This is a genomic window from Curtobacterium caseinilyticum, assembly GCF_030363035.1.
Lineage (GTDB): Bacteria > Actinomycetota > Actinomycetes > Actinomycetales > Microbacteriaceae > Curtobacterium > Curtobacterium caseinilyticum.
In genome coordinates this window covers 22,604-46,809 of sequence record NZ_JAUCMN010000015.1, presented here as the reverse complement: position 1 = coordinate 46,809, position 24,206 = coordinate 22,604, and the positions used below count along the sequence as shown (strand labels likewise).

At 72.4% G+C, this 24,206-nt stretch carries 25 protein-coding genes; 9 read left to right on the top strand and 16 right to left on the bottom strand.

Features of this window, described 5'->3' with window-relative positions; translation table 11 throughout:
- Nucleotides 1-138 precede the first annotated feature (138 nt).
- The 6 genes from QUG93_RS15770 (at nucleotide 139) to QUG93_RS15745 (ending at nucleotide 5,330) form a co-directional block, all read left to right on the top strand.
- Nucleotides 139-2,610, top strand: coding sequence for a phosphoketolase family protein (locus QUG93_RS15770; RefSeq protein ID WP_289475547.1), 2,472 nt, complete (start codon nucleotides 139-141; stop codon nucleotides 2,608-2,610).
- Between the two features lie 101 nt (nucleotides 2,611-2,711).
- Complete coding sequence (locus tag QUG93_RS15765) at nucleotides 2,712-3,059, top strand: hypothetical protein (protein WP_289475545.1); 348 nt, start codon at nucleotides 2,712-2,714, stop codon at nucleotides 3,057-3,059.
- Nucleotides 3,056-3,280, top strand: coding sequence for a hypothetical protein (locus QUG93_RS15760; protein ID WP_289475543.1), 225 nt, complete (start codon nucleotides 3,056-3,058; stop codon nucleotides 3,278-3,280). Before QUG93_RS15765 ends, QUG93_RS15760 begins: the two co-directional genes overlap by 4 nt.
- Before the next feature lie 18 nt (nucleotides 3,281-3,298).
- Complete coding sequence (locus QUG93_RS15755; protein ID WP_289475542.1) at nucleotides 3,299-4,000, top strand: fumarylacetoacetate hydrolase family protein; 702 nt, start codon at nucleotides 3,299-3,301, stop codon at nucleotides 3,998-4,000.
- 177 nt (nucleotides 4,001-4,177) lie between these two features.
- Nucleotides 4,178-5,146 carry a sugar phosphate isomerase/epimerase family protein gene (locus QUG93_RS15750; protein WP_289475541.1) on the top strand — a complete coding sequence of 323 codons (969 nt, stop codon included), beginning with the start codon at nucleotides 4,178-4,180 and terminating at the stop codon, nucleotides 5,144-5,146.
- A gap of 10 nt (nucleotides 5,147-5,156) precedes the next feature.
- Nucleotides 5,157-5,330, top strand: coding sequence for a hypothetical protein (locus tag QUG93_RS15745; RefSeq protein ID WP_289475540.1), 174 nt, complete (start codon nucleotides 5,157-5,159; stop codon nucleotides 5,328-5,330).
- A 115-nt stretch (nucleotides 5,331-5,445) separates the two neighbouring features.
- Here the strand turns inward: QUG93_RS15745 and QUG93_RS15740 are convergent, their stop codons facing one another.
- From QUG93_RS15740 to QUG93_RS15730, 3 genes are read right to left on the bottom strand one after another with little or no spacing between them, the layout of a single operon-like run.
- A complete protein-coding gene (locus QUG93_RS15740; protein ID WP_289475539.1) occupies nucleotides 5,446-7,971 on the bottom strand; it encodes an ATP-dependent DNA ligase in 2,526 nt (841 codons plus the stop codon).
- Complete coding sequence (locus tag QUG93_RS15735; RefSeq protein ID WP_289475537.1) at nucleotides 7,968-8,858, bottom strand: SDR family oxidoreductase; 891 nt, start codon at nucleotides 8,856-8,858, stop codon at nucleotides 7,968-7,970. Before QUG93_RS15735 ends, QUG93_RS15740 begins: the two co-directional genes overlap by 4 nt.
- Before the next feature lie 34 nt (nucleotides 8,859-8,892).
- The gene (locus QUG93_RS15730; RefSeq protein WP_289475535.1) at nucleotides 8,893-9,429 is read right to left on the bottom strand and encodes a hypothetical protein; all 537 of its coding nucleotides are present in this window, start codon (nucleotides 9,427-9,429) and stop codon (nucleotides 8,893-8,895) included.
- Nucleotides 9,430-9,522: 93 nt separating this feature from the next.
- On the opposite strand from QUG93_RS15730, the gene ku reads away from it, so the two are divergent.
- A complete protein-coding gene (ku, locus tag QUG93_RS15725; RefSeq protein ID WP_289475533.1) occupies nucleotides 9,523-10,608 on the top strand; it encodes a non-homologous end joining protein Ku in 1,086 nt (361 codons plus the stop codon).
- On the opposite strand, the gene QUG93_RS15720 is transcribed toward ku, so the two are convergent.
- On the bottom strand, nucleotides 10,605-11,105 hold the full coding sequence (locus tag QUG93_RS15720; RefSeq protein WP_289475532.1) for a DUF6328 family protein: 501 nt from the start codon (nucleotides 11,103-11,105) through the stop codon (nucleotides 10,605-10,607). The two genes, ku and QUG93_RS15720, sit on opposite strands and share 4 nt — an antisense overlap.
- Before the next feature lie 81 nt (nucleotides 11,106-11,186).
- Here QUG93_RS15720 and QUG93_RS15715 point away from each other — a divergent pair, with 81 nt between their 5' ends.
- Nucleotides 11,187-11,777, top strand: a complete 591-nt coding sequence (locus QUG93_RS15715; protein WP_289475530.1) for a putative antibiotic biosynthesis monooxygenase — start codon at nucleotides 11,187-11,189, stop codon at nucleotides 11,775-11,777.
- Between the two features lie 3 nt (nucleotides 11,778-11,780).
- Here QUG93_RS15715 and QUG93_RS15710 read toward each other — a convergent pair whose 3' ends face one another.
- From QUG93_RS15710 to uriH, 4 genes are all read right to left on the bottom strand, one after another.
- The gene (locus tag QUG93_RS15710) at nucleotides 11,781-12,716 is read right to left on the bottom strand and encodes a Ppx/GppA family phosphatase (RefSeq protein ID WP_289475528.1); all 936 of its coding nucleotides are present in this window, start codon (nucleotides 12,714-12,716) and stop codon (nucleotides 11,781-11,783) included.
- A gap of 115 nt (nucleotides 12,717-12,831) precedes the next feature.
- Nucleotides 12,832-13,689 (bottom strand): ribokinase, encoded by an 858-nt coding sequence (locus QUG93_RS15705; RefSeq protein WP_289475526.1) that lies wholly within the window; start codon nucleotides 13,687-13,689, stop codon nucleotides 12,832-12,834.
- Nucleotides 13,686-15,095 (bottom strand): uridine transporter UriT, encoded by a 1,410-nt coding sequence (gene uriT / locus QUG93_RS15700; RefSeq protein ID WP_289475522.1) that lies wholly within the window; start codon nucleotides 15,093-15,095, stop codon nucleotides 13,686-13,688. The genes QUG93_RS15705 and uriT overlap by 4 nt, the downstream gene beginning before the upstream one ends.
- Before the next feature lie 5 nt (nucleotides 15,096-15,100).
- On the bottom strand, nucleotides 15,101-16,138 hold the full coding sequence (gene uriH, locus QUG93_RS15695; protein ID WP_289475520.1) for a uridine-preferring nucleoside hydrolase UriH: 1,038 nt from the start codon (nucleotides 16,136-16,138) through the stop codon (nucleotides 15,101-15,103).
- A gap of 201 nt (nucleotides 16,139-16,339) precedes the next feature.
- Between uriH and QUG93_RS15690 the strand changes: the two genes are divergently transcribed.
- Nucleotides 16,340-17,347 carry a LacI family DNA-binding transcriptional regulator gene (locus QUG93_RS15690; protein WP_289475518.1) on the top strand — a complete coding sequence of 336 codons (1,008 nt, stop codon included), beginning with the start codon at nucleotides 16,340-16,342 and terminating at the stop codon, nucleotides 17,345-17,347.
- 365 nt (nucleotides 17,348-17,712) lie between these two features.
- On the opposite strand, the gene QUG93_RS15685 is transcribed toward QUG93_RS15690, so the two are convergent.
- From QUG93_RS15685 to QUG93_RS15650, 8 genes are all read right to left on the bottom strand, one after another.
- Entirely contained in the window at nucleotides 17,713-19,401 is a 1,689-nt protein-coding gene (locus QUG93_RS15685; protein WP_289475516.1) for an MDR family MFS transporter, read from the bottom strand.
- Entirely contained in the window at nucleotides 19,398-20,021 is a 624-nt protein-coding gene (locus tag QUG93_RS15680) for a TetR/AcrR family transcriptional regulator (RefSeq protein ID WP_289475514.1), read from the bottom strand. The genes QUG93_RS15685 and QUG93_RS15680 overlap by 4 nt, the downstream gene beginning before the upstream one ends.
- Before the next feature lie 47 nt (nucleotides 20,022-20,068).
- The gene (locus QUG93_RS15675) at nucleotides 20,069-20,551 is read right to left on the bottom strand and encodes a GNAT family N-acetyltransferase (protein WP_289475512.1); all 483 of its coding nucleotides are present in this window, start codon (nucleotides 20,549-20,551) and stop codon (nucleotides 20,069-20,071) included.
- A gap of 146 nt (nucleotides 20,552-20,697) precedes the next feature.
- The gene (locus QUG93_RS15670) at nucleotides 20,698-21,378 is read right to left on the bottom strand and encodes an HAD family hydrolase (protein WP_289475511.1); all 681 of its coding nucleotides are present in this window, start codon (nucleotides 21,376-21,378) and stop codon (nucleotides 20,698-20,700) included.
- Between the two features lie 43 nt (nucleotides 21,379-21,421).
- Entirely contained in the window at nucleotides 21,422-22,063 is a 642-nt protein-coding gene (locus QUG93_RS15665; RefSeq protein WP_289475509.1) for an MBL fold metallo-hydrolase, read from the bottom strand.
- 142 nt (nucleotides 22,064-22,205) lie between these two features.
- Nucleotides 22,206-22,811, bottom strand: coding sequence for a DUF3618 domain-containing protein (locus tag QUG93_RS15660; protein WP_289475507.1), 606 nt, complete (start codon nucleotides 22,809-22,811; stop codon nucleotides 22,206-22,208).
- Nucleotides 22,808-23,251: a phage holin family protein gene (locus QUG93_RS15655; RefSeq protein ID WP_289475505.1), complete on the bottom strand. Its 444-nt coding sequence runs from the start codon at nucleotides 23,249-23,251 to the stop codon at nucleotides 22,808-22,810. Before QUG93_RS15655 ends, QUG93_RS15660 begins: the two co-directional genes overlap by 4 nt.
- Nucleotides 23,248-24,153 (bottom strand): hypothetical protein, encoded by a 906-nt coding sequence (locus QUG93_RS15650; protein ID WP_289475503.1) that lies wholly within the window; start codon nucleotides 24,151-24,153, stop codon nucleotides 23,248-23,250. Before QUG93_RS15650 ends, QUG93_RS15655 begins: the two co-directional genes overlap by 4 nt.
- Between the last annotated feature and the right edge of the window lie 53 nt (nucleotides 24,154-24,206).

The window sequence follows — 24,206 nt, the reverse complement described above, 5'->3', positions numbered from 1 at the left end:
GGGTGGAGAACCAGCTACCTGCGGCTGGTGAGCGCTCCGGGTGTTTCCCGGTTGATGCAAGGGATTCGACACCCTCGCCCGATCGGTTTGGAACGTGTTCCTGGGGAACGCCGGTCACCTGCTCCGTACCGTGGGGGCATGGCCCCCGCACACATCCCGAGCACCGACCGGATCCGGGCGATCGACGCCTGGTGGCGTGCCGCGAACTACCTCACCGTCGGGCAGATCTACCTCCTCGACAACCCACTGCTCACCCGTCCGATCGACCCGGACGACGTGAAGCCGCGGCTGCTCGGGCACTGGGGGACCTCGCCCGCGCTCAACCTCGTGTACGCCCACTGCAACGCGCTCATCGCCGAGACCGACCGCGACCTGCTGTACGTGTGCGGTCCCGGACACGGCGGCCCGGCGATGAACGCGAACGCGTACCTCGAGGGCACCTGGGGTGAGCTGTACCCCGACATCACGCCGGACCCCGCGGGGCTGCGGAAGTTCTTCCGGCAGTTCTCGTTCCCCGGCGGCATCCCGTCACACGCCGCCCCGGAGACGCCCGGCTCGATCAACGAGGGCGGTGAGCTCGGCTACTCCCTCGCCCACGCGTACGGAGCGGCGCTCGACAACCCGGACCTCGTCGTCGCGTGCGTGGTCGGCGACGGCGAGGCCGAGACCGGTCCGCTCTCCGGATCATGGCAGGCGCACACGTTCCTCGACCCGGTGTCCGACGGAGCCGTCCTGCCGATCCTCAACCTGAACGGGTGGAAGATCGCGAACCCGACGATCCTCGCCCGCATCCCCGACGAGGACCTCACGGCCTACTTCCGTGGTCTCGGGTACGAGCCCATCGTCGTCGACTCCGCGCGGGTCGACCACGACCCGTTCGCGGTGCACGCGCTGTTCGACGGTGCGCTGCGCCGGGCGCTCGCCACCATCGACGACATCCAGGCAGCCGCCCGCGCCCAGGCGCAGCGCGCCGCCGAGGGGCAGCCAGCCGGGGCCGCCGACCTCCGTCCCCGGTGGCCGATGATCGTGCTCCGCACCCCGAAGGGCTGGACCGGCCCGCAGGAGGTCGACGGCGAGCGCGTCGAGGGCACCTTCCGCGCCCACCAGGTGCCGCTGCCCGCCGTGCGCGAGGACGCCGGGCACCGCGAGGAGCTCGAGGAGTGGATGCGGTCCTACCGGCCGGACGAGCTCTTCGACGCCGACGGGCAGCCCACCGGCATCCTCACGACGATCCGGCCGCAGGGCGAGCACCGCATGAGTGCGACGCCGCACGCGAACGGCGGCCGGATCCGCACCGCGCTCGACCGACCGCCGCTCGAGCCGTACGCGGTGCCGGTCGGCGAGGACGCCAGCTCGACCGCGACCCTCGGCCCCTGGCTCGCCGAGCTGACGTCGCGGAACGCGTCGACCTTCCGTCTGTTCGGTCCCGACGAGACGATCTCGAACAAGCTCGACGCGGTGTTCGACGTCACGTCCCGCGTCTGGCGAGCCCGCCGTGCCGCCGGTGACGAGCACCTCGGTGCCCGTGGTCGTGTGATCGAGGTCCTGTCCGAGCACCTGCTCGAGGGCATGCTCGAGGGCTACGTCCTGACCGGCCGGCACGGGCTGCTCAACACCTACGAGGCGTTCGCACACATCATCGACTCGATGGTCGGGCAGTACGCCAAGTGGCTCGAGTCGTCGACCGACATCGACTGGCGCGCACCCGTGTCGAACCTGTCGATCCTGCTGTCGTCGCACGTGTGGCGGCAGGACCACAACGGGTTCTCCCACCAGGACCCCGGGTTCCTCGACGTCGTCGCCTCGAAGCAGCAGGACCTCGTCCGCATCAAGCTGCCGGCGGACGCGAACACCCTGCTCGCCGTCGCTGCGCACGCGTTCGAGACCACCGACCGGATCGAGGTGATCGTCGCCGGGAAGCACCCCGAGCCGGTGTTCCTGTCGCTCGAGGACGCGGTCGCCCACGCCGAGGCCGGCCTCGGCGTGTGGGACTGGGCGGGCACCGAACAGACGGTGGGCCGCGCGGACGTCGTGCTCGCGAGCGCCGGCGACGTGCCGACGGTCGAGGCCGTCGCCGCGGCGGACATCATCCGGAAGCACGCCCCCGACGTGGGCGTGCGGTTCGTCAACGTCGTCGACCTGCTGTCGCTCGGCGACCCGCGGAAGCACGAGCACCCGGTCAGCGACGAGCGCTACGACGAGGTCTTCCTGCCCGGCACCCCGGCGGTGTTCGCCTTCCACGGCTACCCGTCGCTCGTGCACAACCTGACGTACCGCCGTCACGGGCACGACGACCTGCACGTGCACGGGTTCCTCGAGCAGGGCACCACGACGTCGCCGTTCGACATGCTCATGCGCAACGAGATGGACCGGTTCGCGCTCGCGCACGATGCCCTGACCCGCGTCGACGCCACGGCGCACGCCGACCTGCTCGCGAAGCTGACCGAGGCACGCGAGGCCGCGCGCACCTTCGCCTACACGAGGGGCGAGGACCACCCGTCGCTGTCCGGGTGGGAGTTCCAGGGCTGGCCCCAGGACGAGCCGGCCTCCGGCGGGACCGGCGGCGACCCGGGAGCGGGCGAGACCGAGGGCGCAGCCCCCGGCAACTGACGCTGGCCGCGTCCTCCTGCACAGCCGGGAGGCGCGACGCACCCTCCACAGGACCGGTCACGCCCGCCGCGTGGCCGGTCCTGTGCTGCGAGGCTCGGGCCATGCAGGTCGGGTGGGTGAGCGCGCTGGTCGCGATCGCGGGAGCGGTCGTCGCAGCCGTGAGCGTCGTCGTGACGGTGGTCGAGGGGCGGCGGATGCGGCGGAATACAGAGTTCTCGGTGCACCGCGACCTGTGGTGGCAACGTTGGTCGAGGGTGGTCGAGCGGGCGCTCTCCGGCGATCCCGCCGACCATGACGCTGCCGCGTTCATGACCCACGCGCTCACGACCCGGTCGTGGGTGACCGCGGACGACGAGTGGGTCCTGACCGAGCTCGAGCGAACAGAACGAGGGCGTCGACGGAGTGCCAGCCCGACCGATGACGCCGGAGAAGGAGGACGATCCAGATGATCACCGACGAGTCCGACCGCGCCTTCAAGCAACGGCTGACCAGGGTGGAGCGCGCCTTCGCCTCGCTGCTCGCGGACCCGCACTACGGTCCGCTCATGCACGAGGACGGCCGGCCCGAGTTCCTGGCGGACCTCCGGCAGGAGTGGCGCGAACGCCAGGAGCGCGCGCGTACCGACAAGGTGCAGGACCTGCGCGAAGAGGCCTCGCTCGCCGAGAGCTGACCGTGCCAGGCTGGACCCGTGCAGGACCTCGTCATCCCCGCCCCGGACCTCGTCACGCTGCCGACCTCGACCGGCGGGCGCTTCCCCGTCCGGCGCGTGTACTGCGTCGGACGCAACTACGCCGCGCACGCCCGCGAGATGGGTCACGACCCGGACCGCGAGCCGCCGTTCTTCTTCACGAAGCCGGCGTGCGCCCTGGTCACCGACGGTGCCGACACCCCCTACCCGCCCGGCACCGAGCGGCTCGAGCACGAGGTCGAGCTCGTCGTCGCCCTCGGACGCGGCGGCTCGGACGTCCCGGTCGACCACGCGCTCGACCTGGTCTGGGGGTACGGCGTCGGGCTCGACCTGACCCGCCGGGACCTGCAGGCCGAGGCGAAGCGGCTCGGCCGACCGTGGGACCTGGCGAAGGGCTTCGACGCGTCGGCCCCGATCGGCACGCTCGTGCCGGCAGCGGAGGTGGACCCCACCTCCGGCGCCGTCGAACTCCGCGTCGCGGCCGCGACGGACCACATCGGCGCCCTCCGGCAGTCCGGTGACCTGGCCGACCAGATCTGGTCGGTCGCCGAGACCGTCGCGGAGCTCTCCCGGTGGGTCGCCCTCGCGCCCGGCGACCTGCTGCTCACCGGGACGCCCGACGGCGTCGGTCCGCTGCACCGTGGTGACGTCGTCACCGGCACGATCGACGGCGTCGGGTCCGTGCACACCCGCATCCTCTGAGCCGCCCGTCGGCCGAGGTGCCCGCACTCCGGGCCGGCTGTGAGTGCCCGGAGCCCCGGGGCGTACAACGGTCCTGACGTCAGGGGACGACGGACGTCGAACCACCGGGACACGGCGAGTGCGCTCGACGCCGAGCGCGTCGGGGACGTGATCGTGTCCGGACCGAGGAGGTGCGCCGTGCAGGAACACGACCTGCTCGCGACGTCCTGGACCTGGGCGGGCACCGGACCGGTCGCCGAACGGGTCCGAGCCGTCGGGGACGCCGGGTTCGCCGGGCTGTCGCTGTCGCTCGACGACCTCCACGAGGTGCGGGCGACGACCGGGTTCGCGGCGCTGCGTCGCGTGCTCGACCGAGCCGGGATCGTCTGGGTCCAGCTCGGGCCGCTCGACCGGTGGTGGACGCACGACGGGCACTCGACGGACGACGACGCCGACCGCGGGGTCGTGCTCGAGGCCGCCGCGACGCTCAGCGCCTGGCAGGTCGTGGTGCGTGCCGACTCGGGGGTGTCGCCGACCTCACCGGCGTCGATGGTGGCGGACTGGGTGGCCCTCGCCGCGCAGGCCGAGCAGGTCGGCGCACAGCTCGTGCTCGAACCGGAGCCGTGGTCCAACATCCCGACGATCGAACGCGCGTCGCGCTTCGTCGCCGCTGCCGGGCACCCGAACGGCGGCCTGCTGCTCGACGCCATGCACACCCTGCGCGGTGGTTCGACGCTCGCGTCCGTGGTCCAGGGGGTCTCCCCCACCGTGCTCGCGGCCGTCGAGCTGAGCGACGGGCTGCTGCACACACCGAGCGGCCTGACCCTGGCCGAGGAGTCCCGGACCGCCCGGCACCTGCCCGGCGCCGGGGCGTGGGACCTCCCCGGACTCGTCCGCGTGGTCCGCGGCCTCGGGTTCGACCAGCCCTGGGGTGTCGAGGTCCGTACCCCGGTGCACCGGGCGACGCCCCTCGCCGAGGCGCTCCGTACGGCGGCGGCCGCGACGCGGGCCGTCCTCGACGCGGCGGACGCGATGGACGAGCCAGCTGCCCCGGCGATGCCGACGACCCCGGCCCCGACCTCCGCGGTCGACTTCGAGCCGCGGGTCCCGCCGCACCCGACCGAGCCGGTGCGACGGCACGACACCGGCACAGGCGCACCCGCGTAGCCTCGCCGGCATGACGGATCACGCAGCAGACGACGACCTCCTCCGACGGTCGCAGGAGTCCATCGACGAGGCCAAGGCGGCAGCGGCAGCGGTCGACCTGCCCGAGCAGGAGCAACTCGTCGACGAGGACCTGCCCGCAGCGGACGGTGGCGCCCCGGCGGACGGGCCCGCACCGGCGGCCTGACCGCCCACGCACGACGCACGACGGACCGCCCGGGAGCACGATGCTCCCGGGCGGTCCGTCGTGTCGCCCTCCCGGCGGACGGACGCCGGCGACCCCACCGCGGAGCCGGACTGCTTCAGGACTCGCGGACCACGTCCCCGGGGTCCTTGTCGGGCCGCCACCCCCGCCACGACGGCTGCCGCAGCCGGCCGTCCGCCGTCCACTCGGCGAACTCGACCTCGCCCACGCGGGTCGGACGCACCCAGTGCGCATCGCGGGCGTCGGGTCGAGGGACGTCGACGAACGGGGACGTCGCCCGCTCGGCCTTCCCGAGCACCTCCGCGATCTCGTCGAGGTCGCGGTCGCGGAACCCGGTACCCACCCGACCGACGTACTCGAGCCCGTCCGGCCCGGGGACGCCGAGGAGCAGCGAGCCGATCCCGCCCGCTCGACGCCCGTTGCCCGGCCGCCACCCGCCGACGACGACCTCCTGCGAGGCGTGGTGCTTCACCTTGAGCCAGGCCTCGGACCGTCGGCCCTCGGCGTACCGCGACGAGCGCTTCTTCGCCACGACGCCCTCGAGCCCCCGCTCCGCCGAGTCCGCCACCGCCCGGTCGAGGTCACCGTCCGCCTCCGGCGGGACCTCGATCGCGCCGCCGGGCTCCACGACCGTCGTGAGCGCCTCCCGCCGCGCCGTGTACCCGAGCCGGGTCAGGTCGTGCCCGTCGGCCTCGAGCACGTCGAACAGCAGCAGGTGGACGGGCGTGCGCCGCCGTGCCGCCTCGACCTCGCGCGGCTTCGTCACCCCCATCCGGTCCTGCAGCAGCTGGAACGACGGCCGTCCGCGCTCGTCGAGCGCCACGACCTCGCCGTCGTACACGCCGTCGACGCCGGCCCGCTCGCCGAGTTCCTGCAGCTCGGGGTACTGGTCGGTGAGGTCGTTGTCGTTGCGGCTCCGCAGCGTGACCCGGCCGTCACGCACCGTCGCGAGGGCACGGATCCCGTCCCACTTCATCTCGAACGCCCAGTCCGCCGGGTCGAGTCGCAGCGCACCGCTGGCGAGCGTCGCCTGCATGGTCCGGCGGTCCGTGGGCGCTGTCGCCGACGGTGCAGCCGCGTCGATGCGCTTCCGCTCGGCGCGTGCCGTGGCCGCGGACGGCCGGGAGGCGCCGCCCGCCCCCGTCCCGCCGCCTGCGTCGGCGAGGCGGTCGGGTTGGTCCTTCGTGCGGTGGATCAGCCAGTTCTTCTCGTCGCCGTCACGCCCCTTCCCCCGCCCGCGGGTGTGCAGGAGCGCGAGCCGCCGCACGCCGTTCGTCCGGCCGTGCAACGTCACGATGACCTCCTCGCCCTCGCGCCACTTCTCGAGTTCGTAGGTGCCGTCGTCCCAGATGGTGACCGTGCCCCCGCCGTACTCACCCACCGGGATCGTGCCCTCGAAGCCGCCGTACTCGAGCGGGTGGTCCTCGGTCATCACCGCGAGGTGGTTCTTCCCCGGGTCCGTCGGTTCGCCCTTCGGCAGCGCCCAGCTCACGAGGACGCCGTCGTGCTCGAGCCGGAAGTCGTAGTGGTCACGGGTGGCGTGGTGCTCCTGGATCACGAACGTCGGCGTGCCGTCCTCCCGTACGCTCGGCGCGTCCACCGGCACCGGCTCCGGCGTCCTCGACGGGTCGCGCTTCGCGCGGTAGGTCGCGAGGCGGTCGCGACCCGGCCGTTCCGCGTCGTTCGCACGCTGGGTCCGGTCACTGTCCCAGTGACCGGAGTCGGGCCTCCCGACCGACAGCGCGGCGGAGGCGACCGGGTGCAGGAGGTCGCCGTGCGCCTCCAGGCGGTCCAGCACCTCGTCCATGGTGAGCTGGGCGAGCCCGCGCTGACCGAGCTCGTCCCAGGTGCGCGGTGCCGCGACCGTCGGCCGGTCACGGCCGCGCAGCGAGTACGGGGCGATCGTCGTCTTGTTGCCGTTGTTCTGCGACCAGTCGACGAAGACCTTGCCCGTGCGCTCCGCCCGGCTCATCGACGACAGGACCAGGTCGGGCAGGTCCTGTTCGAGCGCCTTCGCGAGTTCGTGCGCGACGTCCGACACCTGGGCGGTCGTCACGCGACCGTCGAGGCCCGCGTACAGGTGGATGCCCTTCGACCCGCTCGTCACCGGGTACGGGTCGAGCCCCATGCCCTGGAGGAGTTCGCGCGCGGCGACGGCGACCTCGACGCACTCGCGGAGTCCGACGCCCTCGCCGGGGTCCAGGTCGAGCACGATCCGGTCCGGGTGCTGCTGCCCCCCGCGCGGACCGAAGCGCCACTGCGGGACGTGCAGTTCGAGCGCCGCCTGCTGCGCCATCCAGACCAGGGTCGGCAGGTCGTCGACGATCGGGTACTCGGTGTCGTGCTCCTTGTGCGCGATGGTGTGGTGACGGACCCAGTCGGGGGCGGAGTCGGGCAGGTTCTTCTCGAAGAAGACCTTCCCGTCGACGCCGTTCGCCCAGCGCTTCCGCGTCACCGGACGGTCCTTCACGTGCGGGATCATCCACGGTGCGACCCGCTCGTAGTACGCGATGACCTGCCCCTTGGTCGTCCCGGTCCCCGGGTAGAGCACCTTGTCGGTGTTCGTCAGCGCGATCCGCCGGTCACCGACCAGGACCGTGGTCTTCCGCGCGACCGGACTCACAGCGCGACCCCGGTCGCTCCCGCCACGGTGAGGGTGCTGCCGGAGGTGTAGGACGACTCCGGACCGGCCAGGTACACGTAGGCGCTGCCGAGCTCGACGGGCTGCGCCGGTCGCCCGAAGGGGGTGTCCTGACCGTACGCGGCGATCTCGTCGCCGGGGTAGCTGATCGGTTGCAGCGGGGTCCACACCGGGCCGGGCACGACCGTGTTCGCGCGGATCCCCTTCGCGGCGAGCTGTCGGGCCAGCCCGTTCGTGTAGGTGATGATCGCGGACTTCGTGGCCGCGTAGTCGATCATCCGGTCCTGGGGCTGCCAGGCGGAGACCGAGCTCGTCGTGACGATCGCGCTGCCGGGCGCCATGTGCGGGACGGCCGCGCGGACGAGCCAGAACAGCGAGTAGAGGTTGACCTTCATCGTGCGGTCGAAGTCCTCGGTGGACTGCTGGGTGACGTCCTCGTGCACCTGCTGGTGGCCCGCGACGAGGACGAGGGCGTCGAGTCCCCCGAGCTCGCTGACCGCGTCGCGGACGAGTGCGTCGCAGAACCCCTCGTCGGTCAGGTCGCCCGGGAGCAGGACCGCCTTCCGCCCGAGGTCGCCGACGACGTCGCGGACCTGCTCCAGGTCCTCGCGTTCCTCGGGCAGGGCGTTCAGCGCGACGTCCGCGCCCTCCTTGGCCATCGCGATCGCGGCGGCGCGGCCGATGCCCGAGTCGGCCCCGGTCACGAGCACCCGGTACCCGCGCATGCGGCCGGTGCCGAGGTAGCTCGTCTCGCCGTGGTCGGGTGCGGGATCCATGGCGCTCGCCAGCCCGGACCCCTGCTGGGTCTGCGGCGGGAACGGCGGCCGGGCGTACTGGTCTCGCGGGTCCTGCTTGTCGAGCTGGCTCATGGGCCCATGGTGCTCGTCCGGACGGCGTGCCGGTTCAGGAGACGCCGGTCCGCGGGGCGGCGAGCAGCTGTTCCGCGCCGCGTCGGTCGCCGCGGCCCTGCACCAGCGTGGCGACCCCCAGCACTGCCCAGACCGCGGCGACGCCCCAGTCGCCGGCGGAGCCCCAGGCCGCCAGGACCGCCCACAGGGCGGCCAGACCGACGAACACGAACCCGCTCGTCCGTCGCTGCCGGGCCTCCGCCGCCCACCGCTGCACGCGGGGACGCCAGACCGTGTCCGGGACGTCGGACGGCACGCGTCCCTCGTCCACCCACCGCCGGGTCGTCACGATCGCCGCCCGGCCGCCCCGGCGCGCCCAGGACCAGACCTGCAGCGCGGGGAGCACGACCGCCAGCGCGAGACCGAGCACGACCACCGCGACCCACGGGACCGGCCCCGGTTGCAGCACGAAGAACACCGCTGGCCCGACAGCCCCACCGACCACCAGGGCGACGAGCTGCCACCACCCCGCCGCACCGATCCGGTCGGTGTCCGTCGTCGTCGCGCTCGTCGTGTCGTGTTCCCCCGTCATGGGCGGCACGATACGCCGCTCCTGCGTGGCGCACACCTCCCGATCCGCTCGGAACTGAGGGCCCTTCGGCGGTGCCGCGGGCATCATGTGCCCATGAGGTCGATCTGGAAGGGCTCCATCGCGTTCGGGCTCGTCAACGTGCCCATCAAGGTGTACGCGGCGACCGAGACCCACGACGTGTCCCTGCACCAGGTCCACGACGACGACAAGGGCAGGATCCGGTACAAGCGCGTCTGCGAGTTCGGCCACGAGGTCGAGTACGCCGACATCCAGCGCGCCTACGACGACGGCGACAAGACCGTCGTGCTGACCGCCGACGACTTCAAGCAGCTGCCCCAGGAGCAGTCGCACGAGATCGAGGTGCTCGAGTTCGTGCCGGTCGACCAGGTCGACCCCAAGATGTTCGAGAAGTCGTACTACCTCGAGCCGGACTCCCGCTCCCCGAAGGCCTACGTGCTGCTCCGCGAGACCCTGGCGAAGACCGACCGTCTGGCGATCGTGCAGTTCACCCTCAGGCAGAAGACCCGGCTCGGCGTGCTGCGGGTGAACGACGACGTCATCCTGCTGCAGGGGCTCCTCTGGGGCGACGAGGTCAGGGCCGCCGACTTCACGAGCCTGGACGCGTCCGTCAAGGTCAGCGCGAACGAGTTGAAGATGTCGTCGTCGCTCGTCGAGAGCATGTCGACGGACTTCGACCCGGACCGCTACACGGACTCGTACCAGGAGGAGCTGCAGCAGCTCATCGACGCGAAGCTCGAGGCGGGCGACGACGTCGACACCGCGGAGACGTTCGGCGAGCGGTCCGACGACGAGGAGGACGGCGAGGGCGGTGACGTCATCGACCTGATGGCCGCCCTGCGGGCGTCCGTCGACAAGAAGCGGTCCGGCTCGTCGGGTTCGTCGCGGTCCTCGTCACGCTCTGGAGGCTCGGGGTCGCGTTCGTCGTCCGGCTCACGGTCCTCGTCGGGCCGGGCTGGCGAGGACGACGATGCCTCCGCCGAGGAGACGCCAGCGAAGAAGGCGCCGGCGAAGCGTGCACCCGCGAAGAAGACGGCGGCGAAGAGCACGACGTCCGGGTCGACCACGACGAAGACCGCTGCGGAGAAGACCCCCGCGAAGAAGACCCCGGCACGGAAGACCGCGGCGAAGAAGGCTCCGGCGAAGAAGCAGGCCAGCTAGCCGTCGCGCCTCGTCCGCCGCAGGGCAAGGGGGACGGACACCCACAGCGCCGCGGTCCCGACGAAGACGACGACCCCACCGACCACCCCGCCCAGGTCGCCGATCACGACGTCGAACACGAACAACACGGTCCCGGAGAACAACAGCGCACTCGCCACGAGCGCCGCGATGAGCAGCGCGTTGCCCGCCCGCACCAGGTCGTGCTTCTGCCGCTGCCGGAACACCAGCCGGTGTGCGGACACAGCCGACAGCGCGACGACGGTGATCACGACCGCGAGCACCACGAGCACGAGGTAGATGACCTCCTCGCTCGGGCTGAGCATCGTGAACCGCTGCTGGAACGGCAGGGTGAGCAAGAACCCCGCGAGGATCTGCGTGCCCGTCTGCACGATCCGGAGCTCCTGCTGGATGTCCGACCAGTTCCGGTCCCACCGCTCGGTCGGGGTCTCGTGCCGGCCGCGTTCGGTGTCCTGTGCCGCACCGCTGACGTCGCTCATGTGCCGAACCTACTGCGCCGTCACGAGTCGGAAACACGACTCCGCGAGACTGTCCCCATGACTCCACAAGAGCCAGGGAGCATGCAGTCGTCATCCGTGACCGCAGGCCCGCCCGTCACCGTGTCCATCACCCGTCTCGTCGAACCCGACCGCATCCCCGACGCCACCGCCTGGGTGCAGTCCGGGGTGAACCTGGCGAACCGCTACCCGGGCTTCCTCGGCTCCGGGTGGGTCCGCTCGCACGCCACCAGCCGCGAGTGGCACATGCTCTACCGCTTCGCCGACCACGAGCAGCTCGCCACGTGGGAGAACTCCGACGACCGGCTCCGCTGGCTCGACCTCGGACGCGACCTCGTGGTGGAGTCGCGCATCGAGAAGCGCACCGGGATCGAGGGGTGGTTCGACGCCCCGCAGGACGCCCCCGCATCGAGCGCCCCGCCGCGGTGGAAGCAGGCCGTGAGCATCTGGCTCGGGTTCTTCCCCGTGAACCTGGCGTTCACCTACCTGGTCGGCTGGCTCGTCCCGGCCTTCGGCACGATCGCGGTGCTGCCGCGGGTGCTGATCACGACGCTCGTGCTCACGCCGATCATGACGTTCTGGGTGCTGCCCTTCGTCACCGGGCTGATCCGCCCCTGGCTGCTCGCACCACCGCGGGCCGGCCGGCAGGGGTAGCGCTCAGCCGAGCACCGACAGCTGGTCGAGCCGCTCGAGGATGACGCCCTCGCGGAGCGCCCACGGGCAGATCTCGAGCGCCGGCAGGTCGAAGATGTCCAGGCACGCCTCGGCGACGAGCGCCCCGGGCACCACCTGGTGCGCTCGGCTCGGTGAGACGCCGGGCAGCGCGGCGAGCTCGGACACCGACTTCGTCAGCAGCGACGGCAGCAGCCGTCGGAGTTCGGCGCCGTCCAGCACGCGCGGGACGAGCGGCCCGTCCGCCGACGGTGCCGCGCCGCAGATCCGCGCGATCGAGCGGAAGGTCTTCGAGGTCGCGACGGCGCGGTCCGGCCGACCCGAGCGGAGCAGCAGCCCGGCGTCGCGTGCGATCGCGACGCGGATCTCGTGCCGGATGCGGCGCACGTCGTCCTCGCTCGGGGTGCCCGCGGCGAAGTACTGGCGGGCGAGCCGAGCGGCACCGATCGGCATCGACCAGGCGACGTCGGGCGCCTCGTCCGCACCGCCGGCGATCTCGAGGGACCCACCGCCGATGTCGAACACGGCGAGTCGTCCCGCCGACCAGCCGAACCAGCGGCGGACGGCCAGGAAGGTGAGCCGCGCCTCGTCCCCACCGGACAGGACGGCGAGCTCGACGCCGGTCTCCCGCTCGACGTGGGCGAGCACGGCGTCCGAGTTGACGGCGTCGCGCACCGCCGAGGTCGCGAACGCGAGCATGTCCTCACACCCCCGGTCCTCGGCGACCCGGACGGCGTCGGCGACGAAGGCGGTGAGGGCGTCGATCCCCTCGGGCGTCACCGCCCCGGACTCGTCGAGGTGCTCGGCGAGCCGCAGCGGCTGCTTGAACGAGGAAGCCGGCAGCGGGGCCGCCCCGCCGTGCGCGTCCACCACGAGCAGATGACCGGTGTTGGACCCGATGTCGAGGACTCCCACGCGCATGGTGCCAACGCTAGCGGTCCCGCAGTTCCGCAACACGCAAGGGGAGCGCGTCCTCGCAGCGACATTCCGCTGCGAGGAACCGCCGAGGTTGCGTTCTGCGGGAGGGAGGCTCGGGTCAGGTCCGCAGGAAGGACTCCAGTTCCGACGTGGTCGGGTAGGACGCCTGGGCGCCCGGCTTCGTCGCGGCGTACGCCCCGACACCCACGGCGACCCGCGCCGCGTCGACGAGGGAGTCCCCCGCGTCGAGCCGGAGCGCCACCGCACCCATGAACGCGTCGCCGCAGCCCGTGGTGTCGACCGGCGTCACCGGCACGGCCGCGACCTCGACCGGTCGGGCGTCCCCGTCGTGCACCACGCAGCCCGCCCCGCCACGGGTGACGATCGACCGCGCGACGCCGTGGTCCCCGAGCGCGGCGGCCTCGTGCTCGTTGACGAGCAGCACGTCCGTCAGGTCGAGCAGCTCCTGCGGCACGGCGCCGAACGGGGACAGGTTCGTCAGCACGGTGGCTCCGGCGGCACGTCCGGCCCGGGCGGCCGCGAGCACCACGTCGAGGGAGACCTCGAGGCAGAGCCCGAGCACGCCGGCGCCGTCGAACGCCGAGGCGGGCAGGTCCCCGGGCGTCAGTGTGGCGTTCGCGCCGCCGGAGATCACGATGGTGTTCTCGCCCGCGGCGTCGACCGTGATGACGGCCGTCCCGGTGGCGACGCCCTGCCGGACCGCGACGTGCGTCGTGTCGACGCCCGCCGATGCGACGGACTCGCGCAGCAGCGTGCCGTTGCCGTCGTCGCCGACCGCACCGATCATGCGGACGGTTCCCCCGAGCCTCCCGGCCGCCACCGCCTGGTTGGCGGACTTGCCTCCGGGCAGGATCGCGAGGTCGGACCCGTGCAGGGTCTCACCGGGCTGCGGGAAGCGCTCCGTGCGGACCACGAGGTCCGCGTTGAGGCTGCCCACGACGACGATGCCGGTCATGCGGCTGCTCCTGTCTCGGCCGAGGCCGGGCGCGGGATGAGGAAGGACGTGGCGAGTGCCGCGCAGGTGATCACGGCACCGAGGAGCATGCCACCGGAGTACCCGGCGGTGCCCGCGGACCCGCCGGTGCCGAGCGCGGTCTGCAGCGCGGGCAGGATCGCGAAGCTGATGCCGGCGCCGAGGTTGAACGCACCGGCGTTGAGCCCGGGCAGGAACCCGGGGTTCGACTCCGGCGAGAGCACGATGCCGAGGCCGTTCAGGATGATGTTCGCGATGCCGGCGTAGGTGATGCCGATGAGGACGGTCGCGGCGACGAGCACCGGCAGCGAGTGCACGCCGACGATCGCCATCACGAGCGTCGCGACGATGCTGCCGACCAGGCCGACGCGGAGCACGGCGCGGTACCCGAGGGTCGGGGCGAGCCGACCGGCGAACGGGCCGACGACCCAGCCGACCAGCGCGTACGGGGTGAGGAACGCCAACGAGGCGAGGTCCGGCTCCATGCCGAAGCCGACGTCCCCGTTCTGCGCGAGGCTCGTGACGAGGCCGTTCACGACGGCGAACACGCCGGTCATGGTCAGGAGCGTCGTCACGAGGAGCGCCCACGTGCCGCGGCGCTTGAGGAACCGCGTCTCGACGAGGGGTTCACGGACCCGGGACTCGACCGCCCAGAAGACACCGAACGCCACGACGGCGACGACGATCCCGCCCACCACGAGCGTCCAGTCCGCGGCGGCGAGCTTGCCGGCCTCGTTGAACGCCGTGAGCAGCGCGCCGACGCTCACGACCAGGGGCAGCACGCCCCACCAGTCCATCCGCGTGCCGGCCGAGGGCTTCGACTCGACGCCCCACGCGGCGACCATGAGCGCGGCGAGGACGGTCACGACGGCGATCACCCAGAAGATCCCGCGGAAGCCGAAGTGCGTCGCGATCCAGCCACCCGCGAGGGCGTCCACGCCCGCGATGCCGCCGTTGACCGCGGTGAGCAGGCCGAGGGCGGCGCCGTAGCGCTTCGGGTCGGCGATCTCGTTGCGCAGGATGAGCAGGCCGATCGGCACGACCGGACCGGTGACGCCCTGGATCATGCGGCCCACGAACAGCATCGGCACGTTCACCGCGAGGGCTGCCACGACACTGCCGACGAGCATCACGACGAGCATGCCGAGCAGCATGCGCTTCCGGCCGACGATGTCGGACAGGCGCGGCAGGAACAGCGAGAACAGCGCCGCGAGGGTGAAGAACAGCGTCTGCGACAGCCCGATCGTGGCGTCGTCGGTGCGGAGCTCCCGCGCCATGGTGACCAGGGCCGGGCTGAGCATGCTCGCGTTGAGCTGGAACGCGATGCACGCCGCGAGCAGGGCAGCGGTGAGGGCGGCGGTCGACTTCGTCGTCGAGGTGGTGGTCATCTCGTTCAGCGCTCCTGGCCGACGGCGGTCACGGTGCCGTCCGCGTCCTCGATCACCGCTGCCGCTGCACGGGGCGTCCACCCGGTGTCGGCGGTCTCGCCGATGCGCTCGAGGGCGTCGACGACGAGGTCCCAGAAGCGCTCGTGGTCGAGTTCCACGGCGGCGCTCGTCCGGCAGTCCTCCGGCGCGGGGGCGCGGAAGTCGGCGACGGTCATGCCGAGGGTGTGGGTGCCGTGCGTCTCGATGGTGATCGGGACCTTGACGGCGCGGACGATCGTCGGGTCGATGACGTACGCCACGGCGCACGGGTCGTGGACGGGCGGGGCGTCGAAGCCCTGCGCGTCCTTGTACGTCTGGCCGAAGAAGTCGAGCAGCTCGCCGACGAACGCGGCGGGGCCGGTGCCGACGGCGGCGATGCGGGCCGCGACCTCCGGGGTGGCGAGCGCCTGGTGGGTCAGGTCGAGCCCGACCATGACGACGTCCCAGCCGGCGCTGAAGACGATGTCGGCTGCCTCGGGGTCGATGACGATGTTGAACTCGGCGACCGGGCTCCAGTTGCCGACGTGCAGGCCGCCGCCCATCAGCACGACCTGCTTGACGCGCTCCACGATGCGCGGCTCCTTGCGGGCGGCGAGGGCGATGTTGGTCAGACCGGCGGTCGGCACGAGGGTGACCGTGCCGGGCTCGTGTGCCATCACGGTGTCGATGATGAGGTCGACCGCGTGGCGCGCGTCGAGGTCGAACGAGGGCTCGGGCAGCACCGGCCCGTCGAGGCCGCTCTCGCCGTGGATGTCCGGCGCGACCTCGATCTGGCGGAGCAGGGGGCGGTCCGCGCCGGCGGCGAACGGCACACCGGTGATGCCGGCGATCCGGGCGACCGCGAGAGCGTTCCGGGTGACCTTCGGCAGGGTCTGGTTGCCGACCACGGTCGTCACCGCGAGGAGGTCGATCGTCGGGTTGCCGTGTGCCAGGAGGATGGCGACGGCGTCGTCGTGGCCGGGGTCGCAGTCGAGGATGATCTTCTGCGTCGTTGCGTCAGGCACCTGGGGGCTCCGCTTCGTCGGGGATGTGGTGTCCGCCCGGTGGGCGGGAGGTCTGTGCTTGACGCGGTGGGGTCCGCGTCGTGGAGGAACCAACTCCGGCGCGGCGCGTCAAGCGTTTGACATCGAAACACGTCAAGCGCTTGACGTCAACTCCGAGCGGTCCTCACGCGCCATGCCGGGCTGCGTCGCTAGGCTCGACGGGTGCCATCCTCCGCCGTGCCGGCCCGTCGTGTGACCGCGGCGATGGTGGCCGAGCGGGCGGGGACGAGCATCGCGACGGTCTCGCTCGTCGTGAACGGCAAGGACCGGGGCCGCGTTTCCGCCCCGATCGCCTCCCGGGTGCGCGACGCCGTGGAGGAGCTCGGGTACGTCGTCGACCACGCGGCGAGCTCCCTGGCGCGCGGGACCGGGGACCTGGTGGTCCTCATCGCGCCGGACCTGTCGAACCCGTTCTTCGCCGAGGTCATCCGCGGTGTCCGCGACACCCTCGGTGACCGGTTCCAGCTCGTGCTCTCGGTGACCGAGCGCGGCGCCCAGCCCTCGTCTGCCGACCTCCGGCGCTTCGAGCGGCTGCGCCCCGCGGGCATCCTCGTCGACGCCCCGGCGGCAGGCGAGTCCCTCGGCGCGAGCGTCCCCGTCGTCCTGCTCGACGCCCCCGACGCCCCCGACGCCGCGGTGACCGTGGACTACGACCTGGCACCAGGCATCGACGAGCTCGTGGCGCACCTCCGCGAGCAGGGGCACGAACGGGTCGCGTACCTCGACGGCACCGCCCGCGTCGCGACGTTCGGCATCCGTCACCGGATGTTCGACGAGGCGTGCGCCGCAGCGGGCATCACCGTGTCGGAGCTCGGCGCCCGGGCCGACCTGACCGTCGACGCGGCCGCCGCGGCGACCGAGCACGCGATCGAGGCCTGGCACGAGGACGGCGTCACCGCCGTGGTGGCCGCCGCGGACACGCTCGCCTACGGCGTGCTGCGGGTCGCGGGGGCGATGGGGCTCCGGGTCCCGGAGGACCTGGCGGTCGCCGGCTTCGACGACCTGCCGTCGTCGTCGGTGACGGCGCCGGCCCTGACGAGCGTGGCACTGCCGGGTGCGGAACTCGGGCGGGCCGCGGCGCTCCGCCTGCTCGCCGCGCTCGACGGCACGGCCGCGGAGCCGGTCGCGCTCCCCGCGCGCCTGGTCCGTCGCGCGAGCACCGGCGGCTGAGCGCCGTCAGAGCGCTGGCGGCGGCGCCGTCCGCCGCGCACCCGGCCCGCCCACTCCGCCCGAGCGACAGGGGTCGGCCCCCTCGCGGGCGCGCACTGGCGTTCTGCCGCACCACTCGCGCACCGCGCCCGACGACGGACCCACCGGACGGGAGGCACGGTGCCAGCCCGCAGCGCGCCTCCCGTCCGCCACGCACCCCGCCGCACTCCCCGCCACGCACCCCGCCGCACTCCCCGCCGCGGCCGGACACCGCAGGACACGTGGGACGCCTCGGACACGGCGAGACGCCCCGTCTCCGGGGGCGTCTCGGCCGGTCGGGAGCGTCTCGCACCGACGCCGACGTCTCGCGCCGGCGGCTCGCCGCGTCAGACGGAGGTGTCCCGTCCCGACGGCGGCGTCTCGGCGTCCACCGGCGATGCAGGAGCGGCCGCACCGCTGCGCCGGGCCCGCTCGAGCTCGTCCGCCTCGGCACCGCCGACGGCCTCGCCACGAGCCACCATCCCGGCCGTGTCGGAGAGCGTGATCTGCGGCAGGAACAGGGCGAGCAGGAACGCGACCGCGATGAACGGCAGCAGGTACCAGAACACCGGCGCGAGCGAGTCGGCGTACGCGTTGACGATGCCGTCCTGCACCGCCTCCGGCAGCTTCGCCACGGTCGCGGGGTCGATGCTGCCCGCGGAGGACGCGGCATCGGTGGCCGACCCGCCGGCCGAGGTGAACACGTCGGTCAGTGCGCTCGTCAGACGAGCCGTGAACAGGGCGCCGAAGACGGCGGTCCCGAGGGAGGCCCCGACCTCGCGGAAGTAGTTGTTCGTCGACGTCGCGGTGCCGACCTGGGACGCGGGCACGGCGTTCTGCGCGACCAGGACGACCACCTGCATGATCAGGCCGAGCCCCGCGCCGAACACGAACAGGTACGCGCAGATCAGCCAGATCGGGGTGTCCGCGGCGAGCTGCGTCATCGCGAGCATGGCCAGCGCCACGAGCACGGTGCCGATGATCGGGAACATGCGGTAGCGGCCGGTCTTGGTGATCAGGTTGCCGGACGCGATCGAGGTCCCGATGAGACCGACCATCATCGGGAGCATGAGCAGGCCGGAGACCGCGGCCGACGTGCCGGACGCCATCTGCAGGAAGGTCGGGACGAAGCCGATGGCGGCGAACATGCCGATGCCGAGCACCAGGCCGATGCCGGTCGCGAGCAGGAACGTGCGGTTCCGGAAGAACGACATCGGGAGCACCGGGTCCTCGACGCGGGACTCGACCAGCACGAGCAGCGCCGCGGCGACGACCAGGCCGGCGAACCACGCCCAGGTCTCGAGGGCGTCCCACCCGTGGTCCTTGCTGCCGCCGAACTCCGAGAAGAACACCAGGCACGTGGTCGCGATCGACATGAGCACGACGCCGAGCACGTCGATCTTCTTCTCGGCCTTCTTGGTCGGCAGGGTCAGCGCGAACCAGGCGACGAAGAACGCCGCGATCCCGACCGGGATGTTGATGTAGAACGCCCAGTTCCAGGTGAGGTGGTCGACGAAGAACCCACCGAGCAGGGGACCACCGATCGCCGAGAGGCCGAAGATCGCACCGAGCGGCCCGAGGTACTTGCCGCGCTCCGAGGCGGGCACGATGTCGGCGATGATCGCCTGCGAGAGGATCATCAGCCCACCGCCGCCGAGGCCCTGCATCGCCCGGAAGAGGACGAGCTGCGTGAAGTCGCCGGCGAAGGCGCACCCGGCGGAGGCGATCGTGAACAGCGCGATCGCGACGAGGAACAGGTTGCGGCGCCCGAGGACGTCACCGAACTTGCCGTAGATCGGCATCACGATCGTCGACGCGAGCAGGTACCCGGTGGTGAGCCAGGCCTGGTGCGCGACGCCGCCGAGCTCGCCGACGATGGTCGGCATCGCGGTGGAGACGATCGTCTGGTCGAGGCTCGACAGCAGCATGCCCGCGATCAGGGCGGAGAAGATGATCCAGATGCGGCGCTGCGTCAGCAGCAACGGCCCGTCGGATCCGGGGCGGGCACGCTTCGTGCCCTGCGCGGTGGCGCTCATGCGGTGTGGTCCTGTCCGGTGGTGGTGATGGCCGCCCTGAGCTGGCGGAGGTTCTCGGTGAGCAGTGCGTCGAACGTCGGGCCCGCGGCCTCGTCGAAGGCGTCGTCGAAGTAGGTGCCCGCGGTGACCTTGAGCAGGCCCGCGGCCGCCTCGGCGACGAGCTGGGCGCGTCGGTCGTCCGGGTCGGTCCACCCGAAGCGCTCCCGCACGGCCCGGCCGACGGCGGCGAGCTGGACGTCAGCGGCCGCCAGGAACTTCGCGACCATGAGCGGCTCGGCCTCGAACACGCGACGGACCAGGGCCTCGTCGGCGCGGTCGAGCCCGACGACGTGCATCTGCTCGATCGCGAGCGCGACGATCGACCCCAGCGGGTCGAGGTCCGTCGGCACGAGCGAACCGTCGGCGTACGCCTCGAGCAGGTCCGCCATCGCGCCCTGCTCGATGCCGAGCACGGCGTCGTCCTTCGACGCGAAGTGGTTGAAGAACGTGCGGCGGGAGACGCCGACGGTCTCGCAGAGCTGCTCGATCGTGAAGCCGTGCAGGCCGTGTTCGATCGTCGACCGGCGTGCCTCGACGACCATGCGTCGTCGCAGCGTGCGGGTGCGTTCGGTGGTGCTCACCGAGCAAGAATTGCACTCTGATGCTGAGAGTGCAACAGGAGGACGGGTTACAGCGCCTTCGCGAAGCAGTACGACCAGGGCATGGTCGCGGCGTACGGCTCGTACACGTCGATCTGCTCCCACCCGGTCTTGCGGTAGAGCGCGACGGCCTCGGGCTGCTTGTCGCCGGTCTGCAGGATGACGCGTGCGGCACCGGCCTCGCGCGCGACCCGCTCGCCCTCGGACAGCAGCGCGGTCGCCGCGCCCTTGCCACGTGCGGCGGCCAGGACGATGAGGCGCTTGAGCTCGACCTCGTCGCCGAGCCGACGGACGGCGATGTGCCCGAGTGACGTGCCGTCCTCGTCGATCGCGAGGAGCGAGGTGATCACGGTGGCCGGGTCGACCGTCAGCACGCGGTCCCGCTCGGCGGTGACGGCCGGGTCCTCGTCGGCGTGCCCGGCGCCGTAGCGCTCGTGCATCTCCTCGTCCATGGTGGCGCGGAGGGCCACACCACGCGGGTCCTCCCAGGCGACGCGCTCGATCGTGATCACGATCGTCCATCCTGGCACGGGCGGAGGCAGCGCTGCCGCCCCGAGTCTCGCGCTCGGCGACACTGCTCGGCCGATCCGGCGCGAGCGGTGTCGCTCACGACGAGACTCGGGCAGCGCCGACGCTCGGGACCGCGCCGGAACGGCGCTCAGCGCAGGGCGGCGATCGGGCCCTCGCCGGCCCGGAGCGCAGCCAGCACGGCCGCGGCGTCGTCGTACACGGCGGCGGCCCCGGCGTTCCGGAGCTCGTCCCCGCCGATCCCGCCGGTCATCACCCCGACGCAGGGCAGCCCGACCTTCCCGGAGGACTCGACGTCCCACATCGCGTCGCCGACCATCACGGCGTGCTCCGCGTCCACGCCGGCCTTGTCGAGCGCGACCTGGATGATGCCCGGTGCGGGCTTCGCCTGCTCCACGTCCTCCGAACTCGTCTCGGCGGTCACCCACTCGGACGCGTCGAGGAGCTCGCGCAGCACCGACAACTCGGACTCCGGCGCACTCGTGGCGAGGACGACGGCGTGCCCACGGGCGGCCACCTCGGCGAGCAGCTCGCGCGCACCGGGCAGCAGTCGGAGCTGCGGCATGTGCTCCGAGTAGTAGGCGGTGTGGAACTGCTTCGCGGTGCTCCGGACCTCGTCCGAGGCGTCCGGCAGCAGCTCCTCGAGGAGCCGGCCCGCGTCCATGCCGATCTCGCGGTGGATCCGCCAGGCGTCGACGGACTCGCCGGCTGCCCGGAAGGCGCGCCACCACGCGTCGACGTGCGCGTAGTTGGAGTCGACGAGGGTGCCGTCGATGTCGAAGAGGACCGCGGTCGAGGGAGCATCAGCCATCCCTCCAGCGTGCTCCCCCGACCACCGGTACCCGTCCAGGCGGTCAGACGGTGATCGACTCGCCAGCGGGCAGGATCGTGACCGGCACCGAGCCGAGCACCTCCGGGCCGAGGAACCGCGCCGTCGACTGCTGCCCCAGGTCACTGAGCATCGCCTCGTGGATCTGCACGATGCGCTCCGGCTGCACCGCCCGCACGTAGTCGACCGCCTCGGCCGTGTGCGTCCACGGGCCGCTGGTCGGTACGAGGAGCAGCGGCACCGGCACGCCCGGCTCCAGGTAGGCGTCGCCCGGGTGGAACACCGTGTCGTCGACGAGGTAGCCGACGTTCGGGATCACCGGGATGTCCGGGTGGATCACGGCATGGTGCTCGCCGAAGACCCGGACGTCGAACCCTCCGACCGAGAACGCGTCCCCGGCCTCGACCGCGACGACCCGGCCGTCGTGGTCGCCGAGCTGCTCGACGACGGGTCGGGGGCCGCGGACGACGAGCGACGGATCGGCTTCGAGTCCGGCACGCACGGCGTCGACGTCGAGGTGGTCGGGATGCTCGTGCGTGACGAGCACGGCGGTGGCGGAGCGGACGAGGTCGGCCGCCTCCGGGGTGAACGCGCCGGGATCGATCACGAGGGTGGCGCCGTCCCGTTCGAGGACGACCGTGGCGTGGTTGTACTTCGTCAGCTGCACGACACCAGTCAACGCCCGCAGTGGCGGGCGGCATGCCGCCGAGCGCTGAGGACACGTTCAGTCACGAGGTGACCAGGAGACGGACGGGAGGCCCGTGGCTGCGTCGCCACGGGCCTCCCGTCCGTCGTCCGGTGACGGTGCGTCAGTTGCTGCGCACGTCGTCCGCCGCGCTCTTCGCATGGTCCTGGACGTCGGACGCGGCGCCCTGCGCCTCGTCCTTCACCGTCTGGGCGGCGTCCTGCGCGGTCCCCTTGAGGTCCTGCGCGTGCTCCTTCGCCACGTCGCCGAGCTGCGAGCCGACGTCCTTCGCCTGGGACTTGACGTCCTCGACGAGGGGCGCCGCCTTCTCCTTGAGGTCCCCGGCGAGCTGCTCCTCCTTGTCGGAGGTCGGGATCAGCGACGATGCGAGCCAGCCGGCGCCGAACGCGATGAGCCCGACGGCGAGCGGGTTGCCCTTCGCCTTCTCGACGCCCTTGTGCGCGACGTTCTTCGCCTGGTCCGTCGCACCCGATGCCGAGCCCGAGACGCTCGAACCGGCGGAGCGCGCCGAACCCATCACGGAGTCGCGAGCGCTGCCCGCAGCACCCATCACCGATTCGCGGACGTCCTGGAACCGGCCCTTGACCTTCTCGGTCTGACGGTGTGCGATCGACGACGGGTTGACCTTGTCGGCGAGTGCGTCGACGTCGGACCCGAGTGTGCCGCGGGTGCGCTCGATGTCGGCACGGATCTCTTCTGGGGTGCTCATGGCTTCCTCCCGGTGTTCGGCTTGAGTGCTTCGGGGACTTCCTTGACGGTCTCGACCGTCTGCGGGGCGCCCTGGATCTCCTTGATCTCCTTGCGCCCACGGACGGCGAGGATCGCAGCGACGATCGCGTAGACGACCGCGATCACGACGGCGGACCATGCGTTGCCGATGAGGTACCCGAGACCCCACCACGCGGCGATCGAGAGGAACAGCAGGGCGAACAGGGCGGTGAGGCCTGCGCCGCCGAACATGCCGCCGGCCTTGCCCGCCTTCTTCGCGGACTCGGTGAGCTCCGCCTTGGCGAGGGCGACCTCCTGACGGAACAGCGACGACAGGTCCTTCGACACGTCGGACAGCAGTTCCCCGAGCGGGGTCGTTGCGGCGCGTTCCTCGGGGGTCGGCTCACCCAACGGCGTCGCGCCGGGGACCGAGTGGCTCATACGCCGCTCCCGGTGCCCGTGCCCGTCGACGTGTCGCCGGCCTCCTTCTCGTGCTTCACCTCGGTCGCCAGCGCCTTGGTCAGGCGTCCGGCGAGGATCCCGGCACCTGCGGCGAGCGCGATGAAGGTCCCGGGCTTGCGTGCGGCGAAGGACTTGACCTCGTCGAGGAGCGAACCCGGGTCACGGTTCTCGAGGTACCCGGCAGCGGAACCCGCGCGCTGCGACAGGTCACGGACGACCTTCGCGGCGAGCCCCTGCTCGTCGTCCTTGTCGGCCATGCGGCTGAGCTGCTCGCCCAGGGTGCGGAGCCCTCCGGCCGCGCGCTCCTGCTGGCCGGCGGCCTGCTCCTTGAGGGTGTCGGATGCCTGCGAGTAGAGCTGCTTGGCGTGCTCGGTCGCCTCGGAGGCGACGGCGGACGCCTGCTCCTTCGCGGTGCCGGCCACGTTCGCGGCCTTCTCCTTCGCGTCGCCGGCGACGTCCGACGCCGCACCCTTGGCGGCGTCGGCCTTGCCGCCGTCGTCGCTGCTGCTGCTGGAGCCGGCGCCGGCGCTCGTGGTCCCGCCGACGGGCGGGACGAAGCCGGTCGACGAGGACGTGCCCGTGTTCGTCGTGGTCGAGTCGGTCAGCGGTGCCGAGGCACCCGCGGGCGACGGGGTGGCTGGCAGCTGCTCGTCGGCGGGCAGCGCGTCGAGCGGCTCGACGTCGTCGAAGCCCTCGGGGCGGTGGACGTCGCCCTCGGGACGGAGCACGTCGTCGAAGTCGCGGTCGGTGCCACGAGGCGCGGCGGTGTCGCTGCCGAACGAGGGCACGGTGACGCCCGGGTACACCTCGTGACCCTCGGATGCCGCGGTGCGGTCGTGGATGGGCGTCCCGGAGTCGTTCCCGGGTGGGTTCGTGGTCATGGTCGGCCTTCCGGATCGGTCGCGACGGGTACGGCACCCGTCGCGTGGGACCG

Bases quoted from the DNA above. Each gene is read 5' to 3' on its own strand.
- QUG93_RS15770 (WP_289475547.1), top strand. From the start codon at position 139: ATGGCCCCCGCACACATCCCGAGCACCGACCGGATCCGGGCGATCGAC.
- QUG93_RS15650 (WP_289475503.1), bottom strand. From the start codon at position 24,153: ATGACCACGAACCCACCCGGGAACGACTCCGGGACGCCCATCCACGAC.
- QUG93_RS15720 (WP_289475532.1), bottom strand. From the start codon at position 11,105: ATGAGCGACGTCAGCGGTGCGGCACAGGACACCGAACGCGGCCGGCAC.
- QUG93_RS15670 (WP_289475511.1), bottom strand. From the start codon at position 21,378: ATGGCTGATGCTCCCTCGACCGCGGTCCTCTTCGACATCGACGGCACC.
- QUG93_RS15660 (WP_289475507.1), bottom strand. From the start codon at position 22,811: ATGAGCACCCCAGAAGAGATCCGTGCCGACATCGAGCGCACCCGCGGC.
- QUG93_RS15745 (WP_289475540.1), top strand. From the start codon at position 5,157: ATGACGGATCACGCAGCAGACGACGACCTCCTCCGACGGTCGCAGGAG.
- QUG93_RS15715 (WP_289475530.1), top strand. From the start codon at position 11,187: ATGCAGTCGTCATCCGTGACCGCAGGCCCGCCCGTCACCGTGTCCATC.
- QUG93_RS15705 (WP_289475526.1), bottom strand. From the start codon at position 13,689: ATGACCGGCATCGTCGTCGTGGGCAGCCTCAACGCGGACCTCGTGGTC.
- ku (WP_289475533.1), top strand. From the start codon at position 9,523: ATGAGGTCGATCTGGAAGGGCTCCATCGCGTTCGGGCTCGTCAACGTG.
- QUG93_RS15685 (WP_289475516.1), bottom strand. From the start codon at position 19,401: ATGAGCGCCACCGCGCAGGGCACGAAGCGTGCCCGCCCCGGATCCGAC.
- QUG93_RS15760 (WP_289475543.1), top strand. From the start codon at position 3,056: ATGATCACCGACGAGTCCGACCGCGCCTTCAAGCAACGGCTGACCAGG.
- QUG93_RS15710 (WP_289475528.1), bottom strand. From the start codon at position 12,716: ATGCGCGTGGGAGTCCTCGACATCGGGTCCAACACCGGTCATCTGCTC.
- uriT (WP_289475522.1), bottom strand. From the start codon at position 15,095: ATGACCACCACCTCGACGACGAAGTCGACCGCCGCCCTCACCGCTGCC.
- QUG93_RS15730 (WP_289475535.1), bottom strand. From the start codon at position 9,429: ATGACGGGGGAACACGACACGACGAGCGCGACGACGACGGACACCGAC.
- QUG93_RS15735 (WP_289475537.1), bottom strand. From the start codon at position 8,858: ATGAGCCAGCTCGACAAGCAGGACCCGCGAGACCAGTACGCCCGGCCG.
- QUG93_RS15655 (WP_289475505.1), bottom strand. From the start codon at position 23,251: ATGAGCCACTCGGTCCCCGGCGCGACGCCGTTGGGTGAGCCGACCCCC.
- QUG93_RS15765 (WP_289475545.1), top strand. From the start codon at position 2,712: ATGCAGGTCGGGTGGGTGAGCGCGCTGGTCGCGATCGCGGGAGCGGTC.